At 53.2% G+C, this 19,253-nt stretch carries 16 protein-coding genes; 8 read left to right on the forward strand and 8 right to left on the reverse strand.

Going from position 1 to position 19,253, the window contains the following annotated elements; translation table 11 throughout:
* The first annotated feature begins 114 nt into the window (after nucleotides 1-114).
* Nucleotides 115-606, forward strand: a complete 492-nt coding sequence (locus LJA86_RS00625; RefSeq protein ID WP_023293165.1) for a YajQ family cyclic di-GMP-binding protein — start codon at nucleotides 115-117, stop codon at nucleotides 604-606.
* 31 nt (nucleotides 607-637) lie between these two features.
* On the opposite strand, the gene LJA86_RS00630 is transcribed toward LJA86_RS00625, so the two are convergent.
* From LJA86_RS00630 to LJA86_RS00665, 8 genes are all read right to left on the reverse strand, one after another.
* The gene (locus LJA86_RS00630; protein WP_229225327.1) at nucleotides 638-1,999 is read right to left on the reverse strand and encodes an MFS transporter; all 1,362 of its coding nucleotides are present in this window, start codon (nucleotides 1,997-1,999) and stop codon (nucleotides 638-640) included.
* Between the two features lie 150 nt (nucleotides 2,000-2,149).
* Nucleotides 2,150-3,037 carry a heme o synthase gene (gene cyoE / locus LJA86_RS00635; protein WP_157188686.1) on the reverse strand — a complete coding sequence of 296 codons (888 nt, stop codon included), beginning with the start codon at nucleotides 3,035-3,037 and terminating at the stop codon, nucleotides 2,150-2,152.
* A gap of 11 nt (nucleotides 3,038-3,048) precedes the next feature.
* On the reverse strand, nucleotides 3,049-3,375 hold the full coding sequence (locus LJA86_RS00640; RefSeq protein WP_006176899.1) for a cytochrome o ubiquinol oxidase subunit IV: 327 nt from the start codon (nucleotides 3,373-3,375) through the stop codon (nucleotides 3,049-3,051).
* Nucleotides 3,375-3,989: a cytochrome o ubiquinol oxidase subunit III gene (locus LJA86_RS00645; protein WP_008503324.1), complete on the reverse strand. Its 615-nt coding sequence runs from the start codon at nucleotides 3,987-3,989 to the stop codon at nucleotides 3,375-3,377. The genes LJA86_RS00640 and LJA86_RS00645 overlap by 1 nt, the downstream gene beginning before the upstream one ends.
* Nucleotides 3,979-5,970: a cytochrome o ubiquinol oxidase subunit I gene (cyoB, locus tag LJA86_RS00650; protein WP_014168864.1), complete on the reverse strand. Its 1,992-nt coding sequence runs from the start codon at nucleotides 5,968-5,970 to the stop codon at nucleotides 3,979-3,981. The genes LJA86_RS00645 and cyoB overlap by 11 nt, the downstream gene beginning before the upstream one ends.
* 16 nt (nucleotides 5,971-5,986) lie before the next feature.
* Nucleotides 5,987-6,934: a cytochrome o ubiquinol oxidase subunit II gene (gene cyoA, locus LJA86_RS00655; protein WP_008503322.1), complete on the reverse strand. Its 948-nt coding sequence runs from the start codon at nucleotides 6,932-6,934 to the stop codon at nucleotides 5,987-5,989.
* Nucleotides 6,935-7,413: 479 nt separating this feature from the next.
* Nucleotides 7,414-8,889, reverse strand: coding sequence for a muropeptide MFS transporter AmpG (gene ampG / locus LJA86_RS00660; RefSeq protein WP_229225334.1), 1,476 nt, complete (start codon nucleotides 8,887-8,889; stop codon nucleotides 7,414-7,416).
* A gap of 46 nt (nucleotides 8,890-8,935) precedes the next feature.
* Nucleotides 8,936-9,514, reverse strand: a complete 579-nt coding sequence (locus tag LJA86_RS00665; protein ID WP_028017643.1) for a lipoprotein — start codon at nucleotides 9,512-9,514, stop codon at nucleotides 8,936-8,938.
* A gap of 305 nt (nucleotides 9,515-9,819) precedes the next feature.
* On the opposite strand from LJA86_RS00665, the gene bolA reads away from it, so the two are divergent.
* From bolA to ppiD, 7 genes are all read left to right on the forward strand, one after another.
* On the forward strand, nucleotides 9,820-10,137 hold the full coding sequence (gene bolA, locus LJA86_RS00670; protein WP_021241655.1) for a transcriptional regulator BolA: 318 nt from the start codon (nucleotides 9,820-9,822) through the stop codon (nucleotides 10,135-10,137).
* A 330-nt stretch (nucleotides 10,138-10,467) separates the two neighbouring features.
* Complete coding sequence (gene tig, locus LJA86_RS00675; protein ID WP_008503318.1) at nucleotides 10,468-11,766, forward strand: trigger factor; 1,299 nt, start codon at nucleotides 10,468-10,470, stop codon at nucleotides 11,764-11,766.
* Nucleotides 11,767-12,026: 260 nt separating this feature from the next.
* The gene (gene clpP / locus LJA86_RS00680; protein WP_008503317.1) at nucleotides 12,027-12,650 is read left to right on the forward strand and encodes an ATP-dependent Clp endopeptidase proteolytic subunit ClpP; all 624 of its coding nucleotides are present in this window, start codon (nucleotides 12,027-12,029) and stop codon (nucleotides 12,648-12,650) included.
* A gap of 126 nt (nucleotides 12,651-12,776) precedes the next feature.
* A complete protein-coding gene (clpX, locus tag LJA86_RS00685) occupies nucleotides 12,777-14,051 on the forward strand; it encodes an ATP-dependent protease ATP-binding subunit ClpX (RefSeq protein ID WP_045909778.1) in 1,275 nt (424 codons plus the stop codon).
* 182 nt (nucleotides 14,052-14,233) lie between these two features.
* Nucleotides 14,234-16,588, forward strand: a complete 2,355-nt coding sequence (gene lon, locus LJA86_RS00690; protein WP_023334706.1) for an endopeptidase La — start codon at nucleotides 14,234-14,236, stop codon at nucleotides 16,586-16,588.
* Between the two features lie 210 nt (nucleotides 16,589-16,798).
* Nucleotides 16,799-17,071, forward strand: a complete 273-nt coding sequence (hupB, locus tag LJA86_RS00695) for a nucleoid-associated protein HU-beta (protein WP_002444653.1) — start codon at nucleotides 16,799-16,801, stop codon at nucleotides 17,069-17,071.
* 212 nt (nucleotides 17,072-17,283) lie between these two features.
* Nucleotides 17,284-19,155, forward strand: coding sequence for a peptidylprolyl isomerase (gene ppiD / locus LJA86_RS00700; protein ID WP_045909777.1), 1,872 nt, complete (start codon nucleotides 17,284-17,286; stop codon nucleotides 19,153-19,155).
* The last annotated feature ends 98 nt before the right edge of the window (nucleotides 19,156-19,253 follow it).

Raw genomic sequence — 19,253 nt, forward strand, 5'->3', positions numbered from 1 at the left:
CCTCACCTGCAACTGCGCCAGGTGTTACAGCTTAATTATACAGCTAAGCTTCTGTTGAGTTATGCCTCGTAGCGGGTATTATGCAACGCAACAAAAGTGAAGGGAGAAGAAAAGATGCCATCTTTCGATATTGTTTCCGAAGTTGATATCCAGGAAGTTCGCAACGGCGTTGAGAACGCAACCCGCGAAGTTGAGTCACGTTTCGATTTTCGTGGCGTTGAGGCGTCGTTTGAGCTGAACGACGCAAATAAGACCATTAAGGTGCTGAGCGAGTCTGATTTCCAGGTAAATCAGCTGCTCGACATTCTGCGCGCCAAGCTGTTAAAGCGCGGCATCGAAGGGACGTCTCTGGATGTGCCGGACGAGTTTGTTCACAGCGGTAAGAACTGGTTTGTGGAAGCCAAGCTGAAGCAGGGCATCGAGAGCGCGGTGCAGAAGAAGATTGTGAAGCTCATCAAAGACAGCAAGCTGAAGGTGCAGGCGCAGATCCAGGGCGAAGAGATTCGCGTGACCGGTAAGTCCCGCGACGACCTCCAGTCCGTGATGGCGCTGGTGCGCGGCGGCGATCTGGGGCAGCCGTTCCAGTTTAAAAACTTCCGCGATTAATATAAAAAGCCCGGTTTAACCGGGCTTTTTTTCACGCCTTGAGCGCCTGCTCGACCTCGAAGCGGTTGGTCACCTTGCTGTCAATTTTGACGTAAGCGCTGCGCTCTTCGGGAACAATCATCACCTCTGTGACCCCGTCTTTAGCTTCCAGACGCTGTTTCAGCGCATCGCTCATCTCCACATCATCCGGAATTTCTACGCGCAGGCTGCTCACGTAGCGCGGCTCTTTCATGGTACCGGCGACAAGCAGCCAGACTGTCGCCAGCAGCGCCCCCGCGAGAAACACGGTTTGTGAATCAAAGAGTCCGTCCACCCAGCCGCCAAGCGAGCCGCCGATCGCCACGCCAAGAAACTGGCTGGTGGAATAAATGCCCATTGCCGTGCCTTTGTAACCGGCGGGGGACTCTTTGCTGATCAGCGACGGCAGCAGGGCTTCCATCAGGTTAAATGCCAGGAAGAACAGCTGCACGCCGGCAATCAGCTCCCAGAAGTGCGGGCCGGCACCCCAGAGCACGATCTCGGCAATCAGCAGGACTGCTACGCAGCCCACGAAGACGCGCTTCATTTTGCGCTTCACTTCGGCGTAGATGATGAACGGCACGACGGAGATAAACGAAATCAGCATCGTAACCAGATAGATTTTCCAGTGCTCAGCCGCCGGGAAACCCGCTGCGGCAAGCTGGCCGGGCAGGGCAACAAAGGTCGACATCAGCAGAATGTGCAGACACATAATGCCAAAATTCAGCTTAAGCAGGCGCGGCTCGACAATCACTTTGCTGAAGCAGCCTTTTACCATCCCCGACTCACGGTTGAGGACGTGGTTTTTGCTGTCCGGAACCACCCACAGGGTTAAGGCAATACCGATGGTCGCCAGCACGGCAATCATCCAGAACAGGGCGTGCAGACCCAATGTGTGCGTAATGATGGGGCCGAGCACCATCGCAATCGCAAACGTCACGCCAAAGCTCACGCCGATGAACGCCATCGCTTTGGTACGGTTTTGCTCGCGGGTTAAGTCTGACAGCAGCGCCATCACCGCAGCGGCAATCGCGCCGGAGCCCTGCAGAGCGCGGCCAAGAATAATCCCCCAGATGGAGTGGGAGAGGGCGGCAATAACGCTCCCGAGCACAAAGACCAGCAGCCCGCCGACAATCAGCGGCTTGCGGCCCATCCGGTCAGAGAGCAGACCAAACGGGATTTGGAACACCGCCTGCGCCAGACCATAAATGCCAATGGCGAGGCCAATCAGCGCCTCGCTGGCCCCCTGCAGCGCCATACCGTACGTGGTCAGAACAGGCAGGACCATAAACATGCCAAGCATCCGTAGCGAGAAGACAGTCCCTAAGCCCCAGGTCGCGCGTAGCTCGCCTGGCGTCATTTTATAATCGTTCATTACCACCTCAGTTCAAAAGCAGGCCATAGTGTAGTGCGGGGAAGGGGCGGGGTAAATAAAGGGTTATTTAACAAATATTACATGCGTTATTAATAGATTCAGTGAATAAAAAAAGGGTGCCGAAGCACCCCTTTATTCACCTGTTGTGGCTTACCAGACGTAAGTCAGCAGGTTATGTGAATCCGGCACCATGAAGTCCACGGACATCATCACGGACAGAGAAGTAATGGCAACAATCGAGAACACAAACAGTTTGCGCGCCCAGACTTTGTCATCTTCCACTTTGTAACCGCGCAGCGCCATGCCGAGCCACCAGACGCTCACCGCAGCCGCTACCGCCAGATATTTGTATCCAGCGTAACCACCCAGAGAGAGCATCAGCGTTGCCACGGCAAAGGCGATGATGTACAGCGTGATGTGGTTCTTGGCAACGGAGATGCCTTTCACGACCGGCAGAACCGGGATGTTCGCTGCCTGATAATCCTTAAAGCGGAAAATCGCGATGGCATAGGAGTGCGGCATCTGCCACAGGCTAAAGATAGCCAGCAGGATAGCCGCACCGCTGTCGAACTCATTCGTGACCGCGCAGTAGCCAATCACCGGCGGCGCAGCGCCGGAGAGTGAACCAATCAGCGTGCCGTAGACGGAGTGACGCTTCATATACAGGCTGTAGACGCCCACATACACCACGAACCCCATCACCCCCAGCCAGCAGGCCAGCGGGTTAGCACCAAACCACAGCAGCATAAAGCCAGCAATACCCAGCAAGGTGGCGTACACCAGCGAGACGGAAGGGGCGATCAGGCCTTTCACCAGCACCCGATTTTTGGTCCTTTCCATCTTCTTGTCGATATCCATGTCGATGTAGTTGTTAAATACACAACCGGACGCAACAACCAGTGACACACCGACCAGCGTGTAGATAAAGAGGGTGTAATCAATGCTGCCTTTGGAGGCCAGCAGGAACCCTCCGATCACGGAGATCAGGTTGCCAAAGATGATGCCTGGTTTCGTTACTTGCAGGTATTGCTTAAACATACTCGCCGCTCTTAGTGAACCATCATGTTGTAGTTGAGGTTCCACATAATCCAGATGGAACCGACTACCAGGATAGCGATGATAATCACGGTAAAGATAAAGGCGGTCATGTTCCAGCCTTCATCGGACTTGGTGTTCATGTGCAGGAAGCAAACCAGATGCACCAGAATCTGAATCACCGCGGTCACCAGGATTGCACCCAGGATAACCGGCTTAGACGCAGAACCGCTCATCACCATCCAAAACGGGATCACCGTCAGGATGATCGACAGGATGAAACCTGTCATGTAGGTTTTTACGCTGCCGTGGGAAGCGCCATGATCGTTAGAATGACTCATTACATCGCCCCCATCAGATAGACAACAGAGAACACACAGATCCACACCACGTCCAGGAAGTGCCAGAACAGGCTCAGGCACAGGATACGGGTACGGTTAGTACTGGTCAGGCCGCGACGGGAGATCTGGAACATCAGTACTGCCATCCAGATCAGACCGGAGGTCACGTGCAGACCGTGGGTGCCGACCAGCGCGAAGAACGCGGACAGGAAGCCACTGCGATCCGGGCCGAAGCCTTCCATGATCAGGTGATGGAATTCATAGATTTCCATCCCGATAAATCCAGCACCAAACAGCCAGGTCAACGCCAGCCAGGATACAACCTGGCTCTTGTTGTTTTTGTACATGGCGATAGCCGCCATGCCGTAGGTGATGGAGCTGAATAACAGCAGTGCGGTTTCAACCAGAACGAACGGCAGTTCAAAGATGTCCTTGCCGGTCGGGCCGCCCGCTGTGCCGTTCACCAGAACGGCATAGGTCGCGAACAGACAGCAGAACAGAATGCAGTCGCTCATCAGGTAGATCCAGAAACCGAAGACTTTGGTCGGTCCTGTATCGTGGTGCGCATGTTCATGCGCGTGGGCAGTTGAGTGCGCCAGAGTATCAGTTGCCATTTTTCAGCCCCGCTTTAGAAATCTCGTCGAAATGCTGATTTTCCAGCTTCTCAACTTCACGGACTGGTACGTAGTAGTCCACGTCCTCGTCAAAGCTCTTCACAATCCAGCTGATTACGATGCCAGCGAAGCCAACAATCGCCATCCACCAGATGTGCCAGATCATTGCGAAACCAAATACCGTTGCGAAAGCGGCAATCACAATGCCCGCACCGCTGTTTTTCGGCATGTGGATCTCTTCGTAATGAGCAGGTTGCTTGTACGCTTCACCTTTTTCTTTCATTTCCCAGAATGCGTCGCGTTCATGAACCTGCGGCACGATGGCAAAGTTATAGAAAGGCGGTGGAGAAGAGGTTGCCCACTCCAGCGTACGACCACCCCATGGGTCACCGGTCAGGTCACGATTCTGGTCGCGGTCGCGAATAGACACGTAGAACTGGATCAGCTGAGACGCGATACCACAGGCAATCAGCACGGCACCGCCCGCTGCAACCATCAGCATTGGGTGGAACTGCGGATCGATCTGCTGGCTCAGACGACGGGTCATACCCATGAAGCCCAGCACGTACAGCGGCATAAATGCCACGAAGAAGCCGATGATCCAGAACCAGAACGCGCGTTTACCCCATTTCTCGTTCAGCGTGAAGCCGAACGCTTTTGGCCACCAGTAGGTTACGCCAGCGAAGCAGCCGAAGACCACGCCACCGATGATAACGTTATGGAAGTGAGCAATCAGGAACAGACTGTTGTGCAGAACGAAGTCAGCACCCGGTACCGCCAGCAGTACGCCGGTCATCCCACCTACCGAGAAGGTCACGATGAAGCCGATGGTCCACAGCATTGCTGAGTGGAACACGATACGGCCCTGGTACATGGTGAACAGCCAGTTGAAGATCTTCACCCCGGTCGGGATGGCGATAATCATGGTGGTAATACCGAAGAAGGCGTTTACGTTCGCGCCCGCACCCATGGTGAAGAAGTGGTGCAGCCAAACGATGAACGACAGAACGGTAATACACACGGTTGCCCACACCAGAGAGGTGTAACCAAACAGGCGTTTACGCGAGAAGGTTGCTGCGATTTCGGAGAACACACCGAACACAGGCAAAACCAGAATGTACACTTCCGGGTGACCCCAGGCCCAAATCAGGTTGATGTACATCATCATGTTGCCACCCATATCATTCGTGAAGAAATGGGTGCCCAGGTAGCGGTCCAGGGTCAGCAGCGCGATGGTGACGGTCAGGATTGGGAAGGAGGCAATAATCAGGATGTTGGCGCACAGAGATGCCCAGGTAAATACCGGCATCTTGAACATGGTCATGCCAGGGGCACGCATCTTGATAATGGTCACGAAGAAGTTGATACCGGTCAGGGTTGTACCGACACCGGAGAGCTGAAGCGCCCAAATCCAGTAGTCGACGCCAACGCCCGGACTGTACTCAATTCCTGACAGCGGTGGGTAAGCCAGCCAGCCGGTCTGCGCGAATTCGCCCACACCCAGTGACAGGTTAACCAGGATAACGCCGACAACCGTGAACCAGAAGCTCAGGTTGTTCAGGAACGGGAACGCCACGTCGCGCGCGCCGATTTGCAGCGGAACGACAACGTTCATCAGACCGATAACCAGCGGCATCGCCACGAAGAAGATCATGATAACGCCGTGGGCGGTAAAGATCTGATCGTAGTGATGCGGTGGCAGGAAGCCGGCTTCACCCGCAGAGGCGAGTGCCTGCTGGCTACGCATCATGATTGCATCCGCAAAGCCACGAATTAACATGACGATGCCGACGATGCAGTACATGATACCGAGTTTTTTGTGGTCAACCGAAGTCAGCCACTCGTTCCACAGGTAGCTCCACTTACCGAAGTAAGTGATTAAGGCCAGTAAGGCCGCGCCACCAATGATAATTGCAGCCACCGTAACCACGATAATCGGTTCATGGTAGGGCACTGCATCCAGTGTCAATTTTCCGAACATTTTCTTCCTCGGCCCCTTAGTGAGCGGTTTCCGCGTGGCTCATGTCCATGCCTTCCATACCTTCGTGCGCGCTGTGCTCGCCTTCAGGCTGGGTCATGTCCATGCTCTTGCCGTGATCCATAAATTTGCCAATCACATCTTTGAACAAATCGGGTTTCACGTTAGAGAAGTACTCCACCTTGTTGTATTCGCTAGGTGCAGCCACTTTTTCGAACGCCGCCATGTCAGACATGGTGTTTGGAGACTGCTTCGCTTTTTCAACCCACTGGTCGAAAGCGGCACGGTCTGGCGTTGCAATAGCTTTGAACTTCATACCTGAGAAGCCCGGGCCGCTATAGCTGGCGGAGATACCATCATAGGTGCCTGCTTCATTCGCGATCAGGTGCAGGTTAGTCTGCATACCGGCCATCGCGTAAATCTGGCTACCCAGACGCGGGATGAAGAAGGAGTTCATTACGGAGTTGGAGGTCACTTTGAACTGAACCGGAGTGTTCGCCGGGAAGGCGATTTCATTCACGGTAGCAATACCCTGCTCTGGATAGATGAAGAACCATTTCCAGTCCATGGAGACCACTTCGATGGTAATAGGTTTTTCATCGTGAACCAGCGGCTTGCTCGGCTCAAGTGCGTGAGTGGTTTTCCAGGTCAGTACGGCAAGGAACAGGATGATCAGGATAGGTACCGTCCAGACCACAGCTTCCACTTTATTGGAGTGTGACCAGTTCGGGCTATACTTCGCATCTTTATTGCTCGCACGATACTTCCAGGCGAAACCAACAGCCATCAAAATGGCTGGAATAACCACAATCAACATCAGGCCAAAAGCCGTCAATATCAGTGAACGTTGTTCCAGTCCAATCTGTCCTTTGGGGTCTAGTAGTGCAGAATCACAGCCACTGAGTAATACAGTGCCTGCGAATAATGACAACCATCCCAAACTTTTATTGTATTTCCTGAGTCTCATTTAACGACCTCAATTCCACGGGAGTCTGGTGGCGTTTAAAGTGTGCGGGCATTTTACGGGAAGGTTACATTACTGTAAACATCATTAGGCCTGTGTCAGGAAGGTGTTACCGGGTTCTGCCGCACGTGTCACAAGTGTTGCAAATTATGTCGGTTTTTATGACCGAAGCCGCATGAGATGGGCTTTATAACGAAAGGACCCCCAAGCATACCCTAAAAGGGGCAATTGGTATAACCATTGTTAAAAATAAACAAAAAATTAACAATTAATTATCAATAAAAAGACATCTAAAAAACGAAAAATCAAACTATCACATGCTGAATCGTTTAATGAAAAATAGCGTTTTGGAACCGGAGCCAATAATTTCCAAATCCTATCCCGCACAAAACAACAAATATTTTTTTTCGTCGCTGGTGGCTATTTCACCGTTATAATTTCGGTTAGTGATTACAACGGGAAATAACCTTTCGTATTTTTCTTCAGGTCAGCTGCGTTTTACGCAACGCCATGAAATCGAGCAGACCCCCGGTCAGGATCCCAACGATGGCCAGCAGGGCACCGGCGTCCAGCAGAAGGGCCCCGAAGGGGAGTGCCAGAGACGTGCTGGCATTAATAATGAGCACCACAAGCCAGAGTGCCAGCGCAATGCAGCCCACCATTAACAGTCGTAACGCAATACGGTAGGCGCGGTGATATTCGGTGCGCGGCATAAAGTGTTCGGTCCGCTGGGTATATTCCAGCGTCTGGCGACACACCAGCAACAATAAAATCCCCGGCACGGCAGCCACGACCGAGAAGAGATAAAATGTTGGCCAACCGTGGGCTTCCACGAACCAGCCGGCAATTGGGCCTACATAAACGCGGCCTACGGCAGAGAGCGCCGAGAGCAGTGCGAACTGCGTAGCGGAAAATGACTTGTTGCACAGGGTCATCAGCAGGGCGACAAAGGCCGCAGTCCCCATACCGCCGCAGAGATTTTCAAAAAATACCGCCGCAGCCATGCTGATCGTATGTTTGTCGGTAATCGACAGCAGCCAATAGCCTGCGTTAGAGGCGCCTTGCAGAATGCCGAAGATCAGCAGCGCGCGGAACAGCGTCAGGCGCTGCATCAGCACGCCGCCATACAGTGCCCCGACAATGGTCGCAAACAGCCCCAGCGTTTTATTCACCACGCCCACTTCACCGGCGTCAAAGCCGACCCCCCTGATCAGGAAGGTGGTGGTCAGACTCATGGCAAAAGCGTCACCCAGCTTATAAAGGACGATAAGCAGCAGGATCAGCCAGGCATTGTTGCGGCCAAAGAAGTCACGCAGCGGTTCGGCGACGGCCTGCTCCAGCGAGCGGGGAACCGGGATAACGTCACTCGGTTCGGGCGCCAATAGCGTCGCGATAATGCAGGGGATCAGCAGAGCAGCCATCAGCCAGTACATCCCCTGCCAGCCTAAGTAACGGTCTGCCAGCCACAGCGCCAGCCCGCCGGAGACCAGCATCCCGAGGCGATAGCCCAGCACGCTGATGGCCGCACCAGCACCGCGTTCTTCCGCTGGTAACACGTCCGTCTTCCAGGCGTCGAACACGATATCCTGAGAGGCGGAACAGAAGGCAATCACCACCGCAAGCGCGGCCATCCAGCGCAGCTGCGTGGCGGGTTCAAGAAAACCCATCGCCGCAATGGCCAGCAGCAGCAGGAGCTGCGTCATCACCAGCCAGCCGCGACGACGCCCGAGGAAAGGCGGCGTGTAACGATCCATGACCGGAGACCACAGAAACTTGAATACATAGGCCTGACCCACAAGCGAGAAGAAGCCAATGGTTTTCAGATCGATGTTCTCGACCGTCATCCACGCCTGAAGCGTGCCGGAGGTGAGCGCGAGGGGTAAACCCGAGGCAAAGCCGAGGATCAGCAGAATCGCTGATTTCGGTTGCTGGAAAATGCGTAAGTAATGGCTGGACATGTTCTTATAAAACTGACCCGGCGATAGACCGGGTCAGCGGGCAGGATTAACGCGCGTTCTGCTTGATGAAGTCGTGAATGCTGGTGTCCTGCGCCATGTCGGAAATGGTATCCGTCAGCACGCTGTTAACCGCATCAGCAATATTTTTATTCGATGCCTGGAACGCGCCTTCTACAGAGTAGCTCGCGCGATAGTTCTTGGTCATCTTGTTACCGTTCTTCGCGGTCGCGATGATGGCGATATCCGCTTTTGTGGCGATGTTGTAGCGCACGTTGCCCTGAGACACATCAGCGTACAGGTTGTTCACGATGATCTGCAGATCCACCGCGCCGCTTGGGCCAACCATATAGCCACGGGAGGTCATCTGTTTCTCCAGCACTTCCTGCAGCAGGAAGCGCAGGTCGCGGGAGGCGGTGAGCGTCACCTGCTGGTTATCGCGGGTCACTTTAGCCAGAGCCTGATCCTGACGCTGATCGGCGCCGTTAATGCTCACGGTGACGCCCATCAGGCTTGGGTCCTGCTGAGGCAGGGTGATTTTCGGTGAGACATCAATGGTGGTCGGCGGGGTAGCGCAGCCTGCCAGCATAAAAAGGGCTACCAATGGAAAGAAGAGTTTTTTTAACATTTTAAGGTTCTCACGAATCGTAAGCATAATAGAGAGAAAAATTGCCGCCATCATAACATCGCCAACGGTCAGGGGAAGTGGTCAACGCATGTAAATTCATCGTCTTGTCCGAAAACTGACCAGCTCACCCATTTTCTCCTTCCACGGATGACAAAAGGTATGAGCCTCACAGTGAACTTCATTCGTTTGAATGAGAAAATCAGACGAAAGCTAAATATTTGTTGTCAAGGTGTAATGGAAACGGTAAAAGCGGCTAATATTTAAAGGGATGGGTGACATCCTGGCGTTGTCGGAGGAGTAATTTCATGATGATACGTGAGCATATAGAAGATAAATTAAGGGCAGCGTTCAACCCTGTGTTCCTCGAAGTCGTCGACGAAAGCTATCGTCATAACGTACCGGCAGGTTCTGAAAGCCACTTTAAAGTGGTTCTGGTTAGCGATCGCTTCACGGGAGAACGTTTCCTGAACCGACATCGCTTGATCTACAGCACCTTGACGGAAGAGCTCTCCACGACCGTGCATGCGCTGGCACTGCATACCTACACCATTAAGGAATGGGAAGGCTTGCAGGATACGGTTTTCGCATCGCCGCCCTGTCGCGGTGCAGGCACTATCGCCTGATAAATCGGATTTGCAACGGCTGGAGCTTTTCCAGTATGTTGCTTACAGATTTCCTCAAAACGGCCTCCGGGCCGTTTTGTTTTGTCTGAGTTTTGAGCGGATGGTGCGATTTTAAGGCTAAAAATAGCCTTAAAGTGTGAAAAAAGCCGCAGCAACATGCCCCAACCGTTCTCGACTCACCTAAGTGATGCCGCTATAATGCCGCGTCTTATTGAATGTCTTCGGGATGATTCTGGCGACAGGGAATGTGAATCTGCACTAAGAGAGCATCCCGGTATAACAGACAGATTCAGAGTTGACCGAGCACTGTGATTTTTTTGAGGTAACAAGATGCAAGTTTCAGTTGAAACCACTCAAGGCCTTGGCCGCCGTGTAACGATTACTATCGCTGCTGACAGCATCGAAACTGCTGTGAAAAGCGAGCTGGTCAACGTAGCAAAAAAAGTACGTATTGACGGCTTCCGTAAGGGCAAAGTACCAATGAATGTTGTTGCTCAGCGTTATGGCGCTTCCGTGCGTCAGGATGTGCTGGGTGAACTGATGAGCCGCAACTTTATCGATGCGATCATCAAAGAAAAAATCAATCCGGCCGGTGCGCCAAACTACGTTCCAGGCGAATACAAACTGGGCGAAGACTTCACCTACTCCGTAGAGTTTGAAGTGTACCCGGAAGTTGAGCTGAAAGGTCTGGAATCTATCGAAGTTGAAAAACCGATTGTCTCCGTGACTGACGAAGACGTTGACGGCATGCTGGACACCCTGCGTAAGCAGCAGGCGAACTGGAAAGAGAAAGAAGGCGCTGTTGACGCGGAAGACCGTGTGACCATCGACTTCACTGGTTCTGTAGACGGCGAAGAGTTCGAAGGCGGCAAAGCGTCTGACTTCGTACTGGCAATGGGCCAGGGTCGTATGATCCCAGGCTTCGAAGACGGTATCAAAGGCCACAAAGCGGGCGAAGAGTTCACCATCGACGTGACCTTCCCTGAAGAGTACCACGCTGAAAACCTGAAGGGTAAAGCAGCGAAGTTCGTCATCAACCTGAAGAAAGTGGAAGAGCGCGAACTGCCAGAACTGACTGAAGAGTTCATCAAACGTTTCGGCGTGGAAGACGGTTCTGTTGCTGGCCTGCGTACCGAAGTGCGTAAAAACATGGAGCGCGAGCTGAACGGTGCTGTGCGCAACCGCGTGAAGTCTCAGGCGATCGAAGGTCTGGTGAAAGCCAACGAAATCGACGTTCCTGCAGCCCTGATCGACAGCGAAATCGACGTTCTGCGCCGTCAGGCTGCACAGCGTTTCGGTGGCAACCAGCAGCAAGCGATGGAACTGCCACGCGAGCTGTTCGAAGAGCAAGCGAAACGTCGCGTTGTGGTTGGCCTGCTGCTGGGCGAAGTAATTCGTACCCACGAGCTGAAAGCTGACGAAGAGCGTGTGAAAGGCCTGATCGAAGAGATGGCTTCTGCATACGAAGATCCATCAGAAGTGATCGAGTTCTACGGTAAGAACAAAGAGCTGATGGACAACATGCGCAACGTAGCCCTGGAAGAGCAGGCGGTTGAAGCGGTACTGGCGAAAGCGAAAGTGACCGAAAAAGCGACCTCTTTCAACGAACTGATGAACCAGCAGGCGTAATTTCGCCCCAACGGTTTAAAGTTTGAACAGAAAACCCGTTGCCTTGCGGCAGCGGGTTTTTTTTATCGCAGCCAGAGCCCAGGAAGAGTGCTAAAACGCCCTTTCGGTGTTAGCGTAACAACAAAAGGTTGTTATGCTTGAAATAGGGCACTGTGAACCCCATAAGTACGTAATCATGATGAATGAGACTGGCTGATAATCCGTCCGTAAGGTTACAATCAGTACAGCAGGTGTTTTCAATTTTGATCCAGGAGACGGAAATGTCATACAGTGGCGAACGAGATAACTTTGCACCCCATATGGCTCTGGTGCCAATGGTTATTGAACAGACCTCACGTGGTGAGCGTTCTTTTGATATCTATTCCCGTCTGCTCAAGGAACGCGTTATCTTTCTGACCGGCCAGGTGGAAGACCATATGGCTAACCTGATCGTGGCGCAGATGCTGTTTCTGGAAGCGGAAAACCCGGAAAAAGACATTTACCTGTACATTAACTCCCCGGGTGGCGTGATTACAGCAGGGATGTCCATTTATGACACCATGCAATTCATCAAACCGGATGTCAGCACGATCTGTATGGGTCAGGCAGCATCTATGGGCGCGTTCCTGTTAACCGCAGGGGCGAAGGGTAAGCGTTTCTGCTTGCCAAATTCCCGCGTGATGATTCACCAGCCGCTGGGCGGTTACCAGGGGCAGGCGACGGATATCGAAATCCACGCCCGCGAAATTCTGAAAGTAAAAGCGCGCATGAATGAACTTATGGCGCAGCATACGGGTCAACCTCTCGAGCAGATCGAGCGCGATACCGAGCGCGATCGCTTCCTCTCTGCTTCAGAGGCAGTTGAGTACGGCTTAGTCGACTCCGTGTTGACCCATCGTAATTGATGCCCGCGACGCGAGTGTGCCGCTATACTAAGGTAGGGCGGCACGCTGCTTGATGCAGCTTGCGTCTTAGAATGGCATTTGCGTCGTCATGTGCGGCACAAAGAACTTAAAAAGAGGTTTGGACTCATGACAGATAAACGCAAAGATGGTTCGGGCAAACTGCTGTACTGCTCTTTTTGCGGCAAAAGCCAGCATGAAGTGCGTAAACTGATTGCCGGGCCGTCCGTGTATATCTGCGACGAATGTGTCGATTTATGTAACGACATCATTCGCGAAGAGATTAAAGAAGTCGCACCGCACCGTGAGCGCAGCGCGCTGCCAACGCCGCATGAAATTCGTCATCACCTTGACGACTACGTCATCGGTCAGGAGCAGGCCAAGAAAGTGCTGGCGGTAGCGGTCTATAACCACTACAAACGCCTGCGTAACGGCGACACCAGCAATGGCGTAGAACTGGGTAAAAGTAACATTCTGCTGATCGGCCCAACCGGTTCCGGTAAAACGCTGCTGGCTGAAACCCTGGCGCGTCTGCTTGATGTTCCGTTCACCATGGCGGATGCCACCACCCTGACCGAGGCCGGTTACGTGGGTGAGGACGTCGAAAACATCATCCAGAAACTGCTGCAGAAGTGCGATTACGACGTACAGAAAGCCCAGCGCGGGATTGTTTACATCGATGAGATCGACAAGATCTCCCGTAAATCCGACAACCCGTCCATCACCCGTGACGTATCGGGTGAAGGCGTACAGCAGGCACTGCTGAAGCTGATTGAAGGTACGGTAGCCGCCGTTCCACCACAGGGTGGGCGTAAACATCCTCAGCAGGAGTTCCTGCAGGTTGATACCTCCAAGATCCTGTTCATCTGTGGCGGTGCGTTTGCCGGTCTGGATAAAGTCATCTCCCACCGTGTTGAAACCGGCTCCGGCATTGGTTTTGGCGCAACGGTGAAATCGACGGCTGAAAAACCGAACGAAGGCGAGCTGCTGTCTCAGGTTGAACCAGAAGATCTGATCAAATTCGGTCTGATCCCTGAGTTCATCGGTCGTCTGCCGGTTGTGGCAACGCTGAATGAGCTGAGTGAAGACGCGCTGATCCAGATCCTGAAAGAGCCAAAAAATGCGCTGACCAAGCAGTATCAGGCGCTGTTCAATCTGGAAGGCGTTGACCTGGAATTCCGCGACGAAGCGCTGGATGCCATTGCCAAGAAAGCGATGGTCCGTAAAACCGGTGCTCGTGGTTTGCGTTCTATCGTTGAAGCGGCACTGCTCGACACCATGTACGATCTGCCGTCGATGGAAGACGTTGAGAAAGTGGTAATTGACGAGTCCGTCATCAGCGGTCAAACCAAGCCGCTGCTGATTTACGGTAAACCGGAAGCCCAGCAGGCATCTGGCGAATAATTCACCAAATCATACAAGCAGTTAATCAAAAAGGGGGGATTTTATCTCCCCTTTACTTTTTCCGTATTCATAGCGTTGAATGTGTGGGAAACATCCCCATATACTGGATACATGTTAATGGTTATGTGAAGCACAGTGACATGACCAGCTTACCTGGCGGACACTAACTAAGAGAGAGCTCTATGAATCCTGAGCGTTCTGAACGCATTGAAATCCCCGTATTGCCGTTGCGCGATGTGGTGGTTTATCCGCACATGGTCATACCCTTATTTGTAGGGCGGGAAAAATCTATCCGTTGCCTCGAAGCCGCTATGGATCATGATAAAAAAATCATGCTGGTGGCGCAGAAAGAAGCATCAACGGATGAGCCGGGTGTAAACGATCTTTTCACCGTCGGGACCGTGGCCTCTATTTTGCAGATGCTGAAGCTGCCTGACGGCACCGTGAAGGTGCTGGTAGAAGGCCTGCAGCGTGCGCGTATTACCACTTTGTCAGACGACGGCGAACATTTCTCTGCCAAGGCAGAGTACCTTGATTCGCCTGAACTTGATGAGCGCGAGCAGGAAGTACTGGTTCGCACCGCGATTAGCCAGTTTGAAGGCTACATCAAGCTGAACAAGAAAATCCCACCAGAAGTGCTGACGTCGCTGAACAGCATCGACGATCCTGCACGTCTGGCGGACACCATCGCTGCACATATGCCGCTGAAACTGGCTGACAAACAGTCTGTGCTGGAAATGTCCGACGTTAACGAACGTCTGGAATACCTGATGGCGATGATGGAGTCCGAAATCGATCTGCTGCAGGTTGAGAAGCGTATTCGCAACCGCGTGAAAAAGCAGATGGAAAAATCTCAGCGTGAGTACTATCTGAATGAGCAAATGAAGGCCATTCAGAAAGAACTGGGCGAGATGGACGATGCGCCGGACGAAAACGAAGCGCTGAAGCGTAAGATCGACGCGGCGAAGATGCCGAAAGAGGCGAAAGAGAAAGCCGAAGCCGAGTTGCAGAAGCTGAAAATGATGTCTCCAATGTCGGCTGAAGCGACCGTTGTACGCGGCTACATTGAGTGGATGGTGCAGGTTCCGTGGAACGCCCGCAGCAAGGTCAAAAAAGACCTGCGTCAGGCGCAGGAAATCCTCGATACCGACCACTATGGCCTGGAACGCGTGAAAGACCGCATTCTTGAGTACCTCGCGGTACAAAGCCGTGTAAACAAAATCAAAGGCCCAATTCTGTGCCTGGTAGGACCGCCAGGGGTAGGTAAAACCTCTCTGGGTCAGTCCATCGCTAAAGCGACCGGACGTAAGTATATCCGTATGGCGCTGGGTGGCGTGCGCGATGAAGCGGAAATCCGCGGTCACCGCCGTACCTACATCGGTTCTATGCCGGGTAAACTGATCCAGAAGATGGCGAAAGTGGGCGTTAAAAACCCGCTGTTCCTGCTGGATGAGATCGACAAGATGTCGTCGGACATGCGTGGCGATCCGGCGTCAGCCCTGCTGGAAGTGCTTGATCCAGAACAGAACGTGGCGTTCAGCGATCACTACCTGGAAGTGGACTACGACCTGAGCGACGTCATGTTCGTGGCGACGTCGAACTCCATGAACATTCCGGCTCCGCTGCTGGACCGTATGGAAGTGATCCGTCTCTCCGGTTACACCGAAGACGAGAAGCTGAACATTGCTAAACAGCACCTGCTGCCGAAACAGATTGAACGTAACGCGCTGAAAGCCAACGAGCTGACCGTCGAGGACAGCGCGATTATTGGCATCATTCGCTACTACACCCGTGAAGCGGGCGTGCGTAGCCTTGAGCGTGAAATCTCTAAACTGTGCCGTAAGGCGGTGAAACAGTTGCTGCTGGATAAGAGCCTGAAACACATTGTGATTAACGGCGATAATCTGCATGCCTATCTCGGTGTTCAGCGCTTCGACTACGGTCGCGCGGACAACGAAAACCGCGTTGGCCAGGTGACCGGTCTGGCATGGACGGAAGTGGGCGGCGATCTGCTGACCATCGAAACCGCCTGTGTACCGGGTAAAGGTAAACTGACCTACACCGGCTCGCTGGGTGAAGTGATGCAGGAGTCCATCCAGGCGGCGCTGACCGTGGTGCGCGCGCGCGCGGAGAAACTGGGGATCAACCCTGATTTCTACGAAAAACGCGACATCCACGTGCACGTACCTGAAGGGGCGACGCCGAAAGATGGTCCAAGCGCGGGCATTGCCATGTGTACCGCTCTGGTTTCTTGCCTGACAGGGAACCCGGTGCGTGCCGATGTGGCGATGACCGGTGAGATTACGCTGCGTGGCCAGGTTCTGCCAATTGGCGGCTTAAAAGAAAAACTGCTGGCGGCACACCGCGGTGGGATCAAAACCGTATTGATCCCTTACGAAAATAAACGCGATCTGGAAGAGATTCCGGACAACGTGATTGCCGACCTGCAGATTCATCCTGTTAAGCGAATTGAGGAAGTTCTTAGTCTCGCATTGCAGAATGAACCGTCAGGAATGCAGGTTGTAACCGCAAAATAGTGACCTCGCGCAAAGAGCGTCAATAAAAACAAGGCTGGTAAGTCATTTCGCACTTGCCAGCCTTTTTTTGTATAGCTAATTTAGATTGCTGATTAGGTCAGCCATCAACAACGGGTGTTGTAAGGTCATGGCAGGCCTGATATAACTGCTGCGCGGTCGCGTTGTGAAGGATTCAGGCGCGATATAAATTATAAAGAGAGGAAGAGAACAGTGAATAAATCTCAACTGATTGACAAAATTGCTGCTGGTGCTGATATTTCTAAAGCTGCAGCTGGACGTGCGTTAGATGCATTAATTGCTTCTGTTACTGAATCTCTGCAGGCTGGGGACGACGTTGCACTGGTAGGCTTCGGTACTTTTGCTGTTAAAGAGCGTGCTGCCCGTACTGGCCGCAACCCTCAGACCGGTAAAGAGATCACCATTGCTGCCGCTAAAGTGCCGGGTTTCCGTGCAGGTAAAGCGCTGAAAGACGCAGTAAACTGATTGCTTTCCCGTTTCAGGGAAGCCGGATAGTACAAGGGCGCATCGTTTGATGTGCCTTTTTTGTTTGTCCAGACCTGATTTGTGCGAGTTTATGCGAGTTGTGGGCTGACAATCGCCCCGTTTTCTTGTCACAATACGACTTTACGCGCGACGGGCAGGATTTTCCGTCAGCGTCATGTAACCAGTCACCTACAGCGGAGTGTTGTTACACCATGATGGACAGCTTACGCACGGCTGCTAACAGTCTCGTGCTCAAGATTATTTTCGGTATCATTATCGTGTCGTTCATATTGACCGGCGTGAGCAGTTACCTTATTGGCGGTGGCGCGAACTATGCCGCAAAAGTGAATGGCCAGGAGATCAGCCGCGGTCAGTTCGAGAATGCTTTTGCCGGTGAACGTAACCGTATGCAGCAACAGCTGGGCGACCAATTCTCTGAACTGGCAGCGAACGAAGGGTACATGAAGACCCTGCGCCAACAAACTCTGAACCGTCTTATCGACGAAGCGCTGCTGGATCAGTATGCCAAAAAACTGGGCCTTGGCATCAGCGATGAGCAGGTGAAAAAAGCCATTTTCTCCACGCAAGCCTTCCAGTCTAACGGTAAATTCGACAACGCGCGTTACAACAGCATCGTTAACCAGATGGGGATGACGGCCGATCAGTACGCGCAGGCTCTGCGTAACCAGCTGACCACTCAGCAGCTCATCAATGCCGTTGTCGGCACTGATTTCATGCTCAAAGGTGAAACGGATGAACTGGCCGCGCTGGTGGCACAGCAGCGCGTTGTACGTGAAGCGACCATTGATGTGAACGCCCTTGCGGCGAAACAGCAGGTGAGCGACGCTGACGTTAACGCTTATTACGAGCAGAACAAGAATACCTTTGTTTCTCCAGAGCAGTTCCGTGTGAGCTACATCAAGCTGGATGCTGCCGCGCTGCAGGAAACCGCGTCTGACGCGGAAATCCAGTCTTACTATGACCAGCATCAGGATCAGTTCACACAGCCGCAGCGTAACCGCTACAGCGTGATTCAGACCAAAACCGAGGCGGATGCCAAAGCGGTACTGGATGAGCTGAACAAAGGCGCTGATTTCGCGACCGTCGCGAAAGCGAAATCCACCGACATTATCTCTGCGAAAAACGGCGGCGATATGGGCTGGCTGGAAGACGCGACCACGCCGGACGAGCTGAAAAATGCCGGCCTGAAAGAGAAAGGCCAACTGTCTGGCGTCATTAAATCTTCCGTGGGCTTCCTGGTCGTGCGTCTGGACGACATCACCGCGGCGAAAACCAAGCCGCTGGCTGAGGTTCGCGACGATATCGCGGCGAAAGTGAAACAGGAAAAAGCGCTGGATGCCTACTATGCACTGCAGCAGAAGGTGAGCGATGCTGCCAGCAACGACAACGAATCTCTGGCGGGTGCCGAGCAGGCGGCTGGGGTGAAAGCGGTTGAGACGGGCTGGTTTGGCCGTGACAACCTGCCGGAAGAGCTGAACTTCAAACCGGTTTCAGATGCCATCTTCAACGGTGGTCTGGTCGGCGAGAACGGCACGCCGGGCAGTAACTCTGACATCATTACCGTCGATGGCGATCGTGCGTTTGTGCTGCGCGTCAGCGAGCACAAGCCAGAAGCGGTCAAACCGCTGGCGGAAGTGAAGGATCAGGTCGTCGCTCAGGTTAAGCACAACAAAGCGGAACAGCAGGCGAAGCTGGATGCTGAGAAGATTCTGGCCGATCTGAAAGCGGGTAAAGAGGATGCGCTGAAAGCGGCTGGCCTGAGCTTCGGTGAAGCGAAAACGCTGAGCCGTACCGGTCAGGATCCAATCAGCCAGGCCGCGTTTGGCCTGACTCTGCCTGCGAAGGACAAGCCAAGCTTCGGTACTACCACCGATGCGCAGGGTAACGTCGTTCTGCTGGCGCTGGATGAAGTGAAAGCCGGTACCCTGCCAGACGCGCAGAAGAAGGCGATGGTCCAGGGGATTACCCAGAACAATGCTCAGATTGCCTTCGAAGCCATGATGAGCAACCTGCGTAAAGATGCCAAAATTAAGCTGGGCGACATCATCACTCAGCAGCAATAATTACGTATCTGCTCGCAGATTTTCGTAACGCACTGCAATAACTAAAGGCCGCTTTCGCGGCCTTTTCCATTTCTGCACTCTGCTGTTTGTGCCGGTTT

It is taken from the genome of Enterobacter sp. TCD1-1 (assembly GCF_020567405.1).
Taxonomy (GTDB): domain Bacteria; phylum Pseudomonadota; class Gammaproteobacteria; order Enterobacterales; family Enterobacteriaceae; genus Enterobacter; species Enterobacter quasiroggenkampii.

What these genes read in the sequence shown, in the direction of transcription:
- tig (WP_008503318.1), top strand. Translation starts at nt 10,468, where the DNA reads ATGCAAGTTTCAGTTGAAACCACTCAAGGCCTTGGCCGCCGTGTAACG.
- ppiD (WP_045909777.1), top strand. Translation starts at nt 17,284, where the DNA reads ATGATGGACAGCTTACGCACGGCTGCTAACAGTCTCGTGCTCAAGATT.
- lon (WP_023334706.1), top strand. Translation starts at nt 14,234, where the DNA reads ATGAATCCTGAGCGTTCTGAACGCATTGAAATCCCCGTATTGCCGTTG.
- clpP (WP_008503317.1), top strand. Translation starts at nt 12,027, where the DNA reads ATGTCATACAGTGGCGAACGAGATAACTTTGCACCCCATATGGCTCTG.
- LJA86_RS00645 (WP_008503324.1), bottom strand. Translation starts at nt 3,989, where the DNA reads ATGGCAACTGATACTCTGGCGCACTCAACTGCCCACGCGCATGAACAT.
- cyoA (WP_008503322.1), bottom strand. Translation starts at nt 6,934, where the DNA reads ATGAGACTCAGGAAATACAATAAAAGTTTGGGATGGTTGTCATTATTC.
- ampG (WP_229225334.1), bottom strand. Translation starts at nt 8,889, where the DNA reads ATGTCCAGCCATTACTTACGCATTTTCCAGCAACCGAAATCAGCGATT.
- LJA86_RS00625 (WP_023293165.1), top strand. Translation starts at nt 115, where the DNA reads ATGCCATCTTTCGATATTGTTTCCGAAGTTGATATCCAGGAAGTTCGC.
- LJA86_RS00630 (WP_229225327.1), bottom strand. Translation starts at nt 1,999, where the DNA reads ATGAACGATTATAAAATGACGCCAGGCGAGCTACGCGCGACCTGGGGC.
- clpX (WP_045909778.1), top strand. Translation starts at nt 12,777, where the DNA reads ATGACAGATAAACGCAAAGATGGTTCGGGCAAACTGCTGTACTGCTCT.
- cyoE (WP_157188686.1), bottom strand. Translation starts at nt 3,037, where the DNA reads ATGTTTAAGCAATACCTGCAAGTAACGAAACCAGGCATCATCTTTGGC.
- LJA86_RS00665 (WP_028017643.1), bottom strand. Translation starts at nt 9,514, where the DNA reads ATGTTAAAAAAACTCTTCTTTCCATTGGTAGCCCTTTTTATGCTGGCA.
- cyoB (WP_014168864.1), bottom strand. Translation starts at nt 5,970, where the DNA reads ATGTTCGGAAAATTGACACTGGATGCAGTGCCCTACCATGAACCGATT.
- LJA86_RS00640 (WP_006176899.1), bottom strand. Translation starts at nt 3,375, where the DNA reads ATGAGTCATTCTAACGATCATGGCGCTTCCCACGGCAGCGTAAAAACC.
- bolA (WP_021241655.1), top strand. Translation starts at nt 9,820, where the DNA reads ATGATGATACGTGAGCATATAGAAGATAAATTAAGGGCAGCGTTCAAC.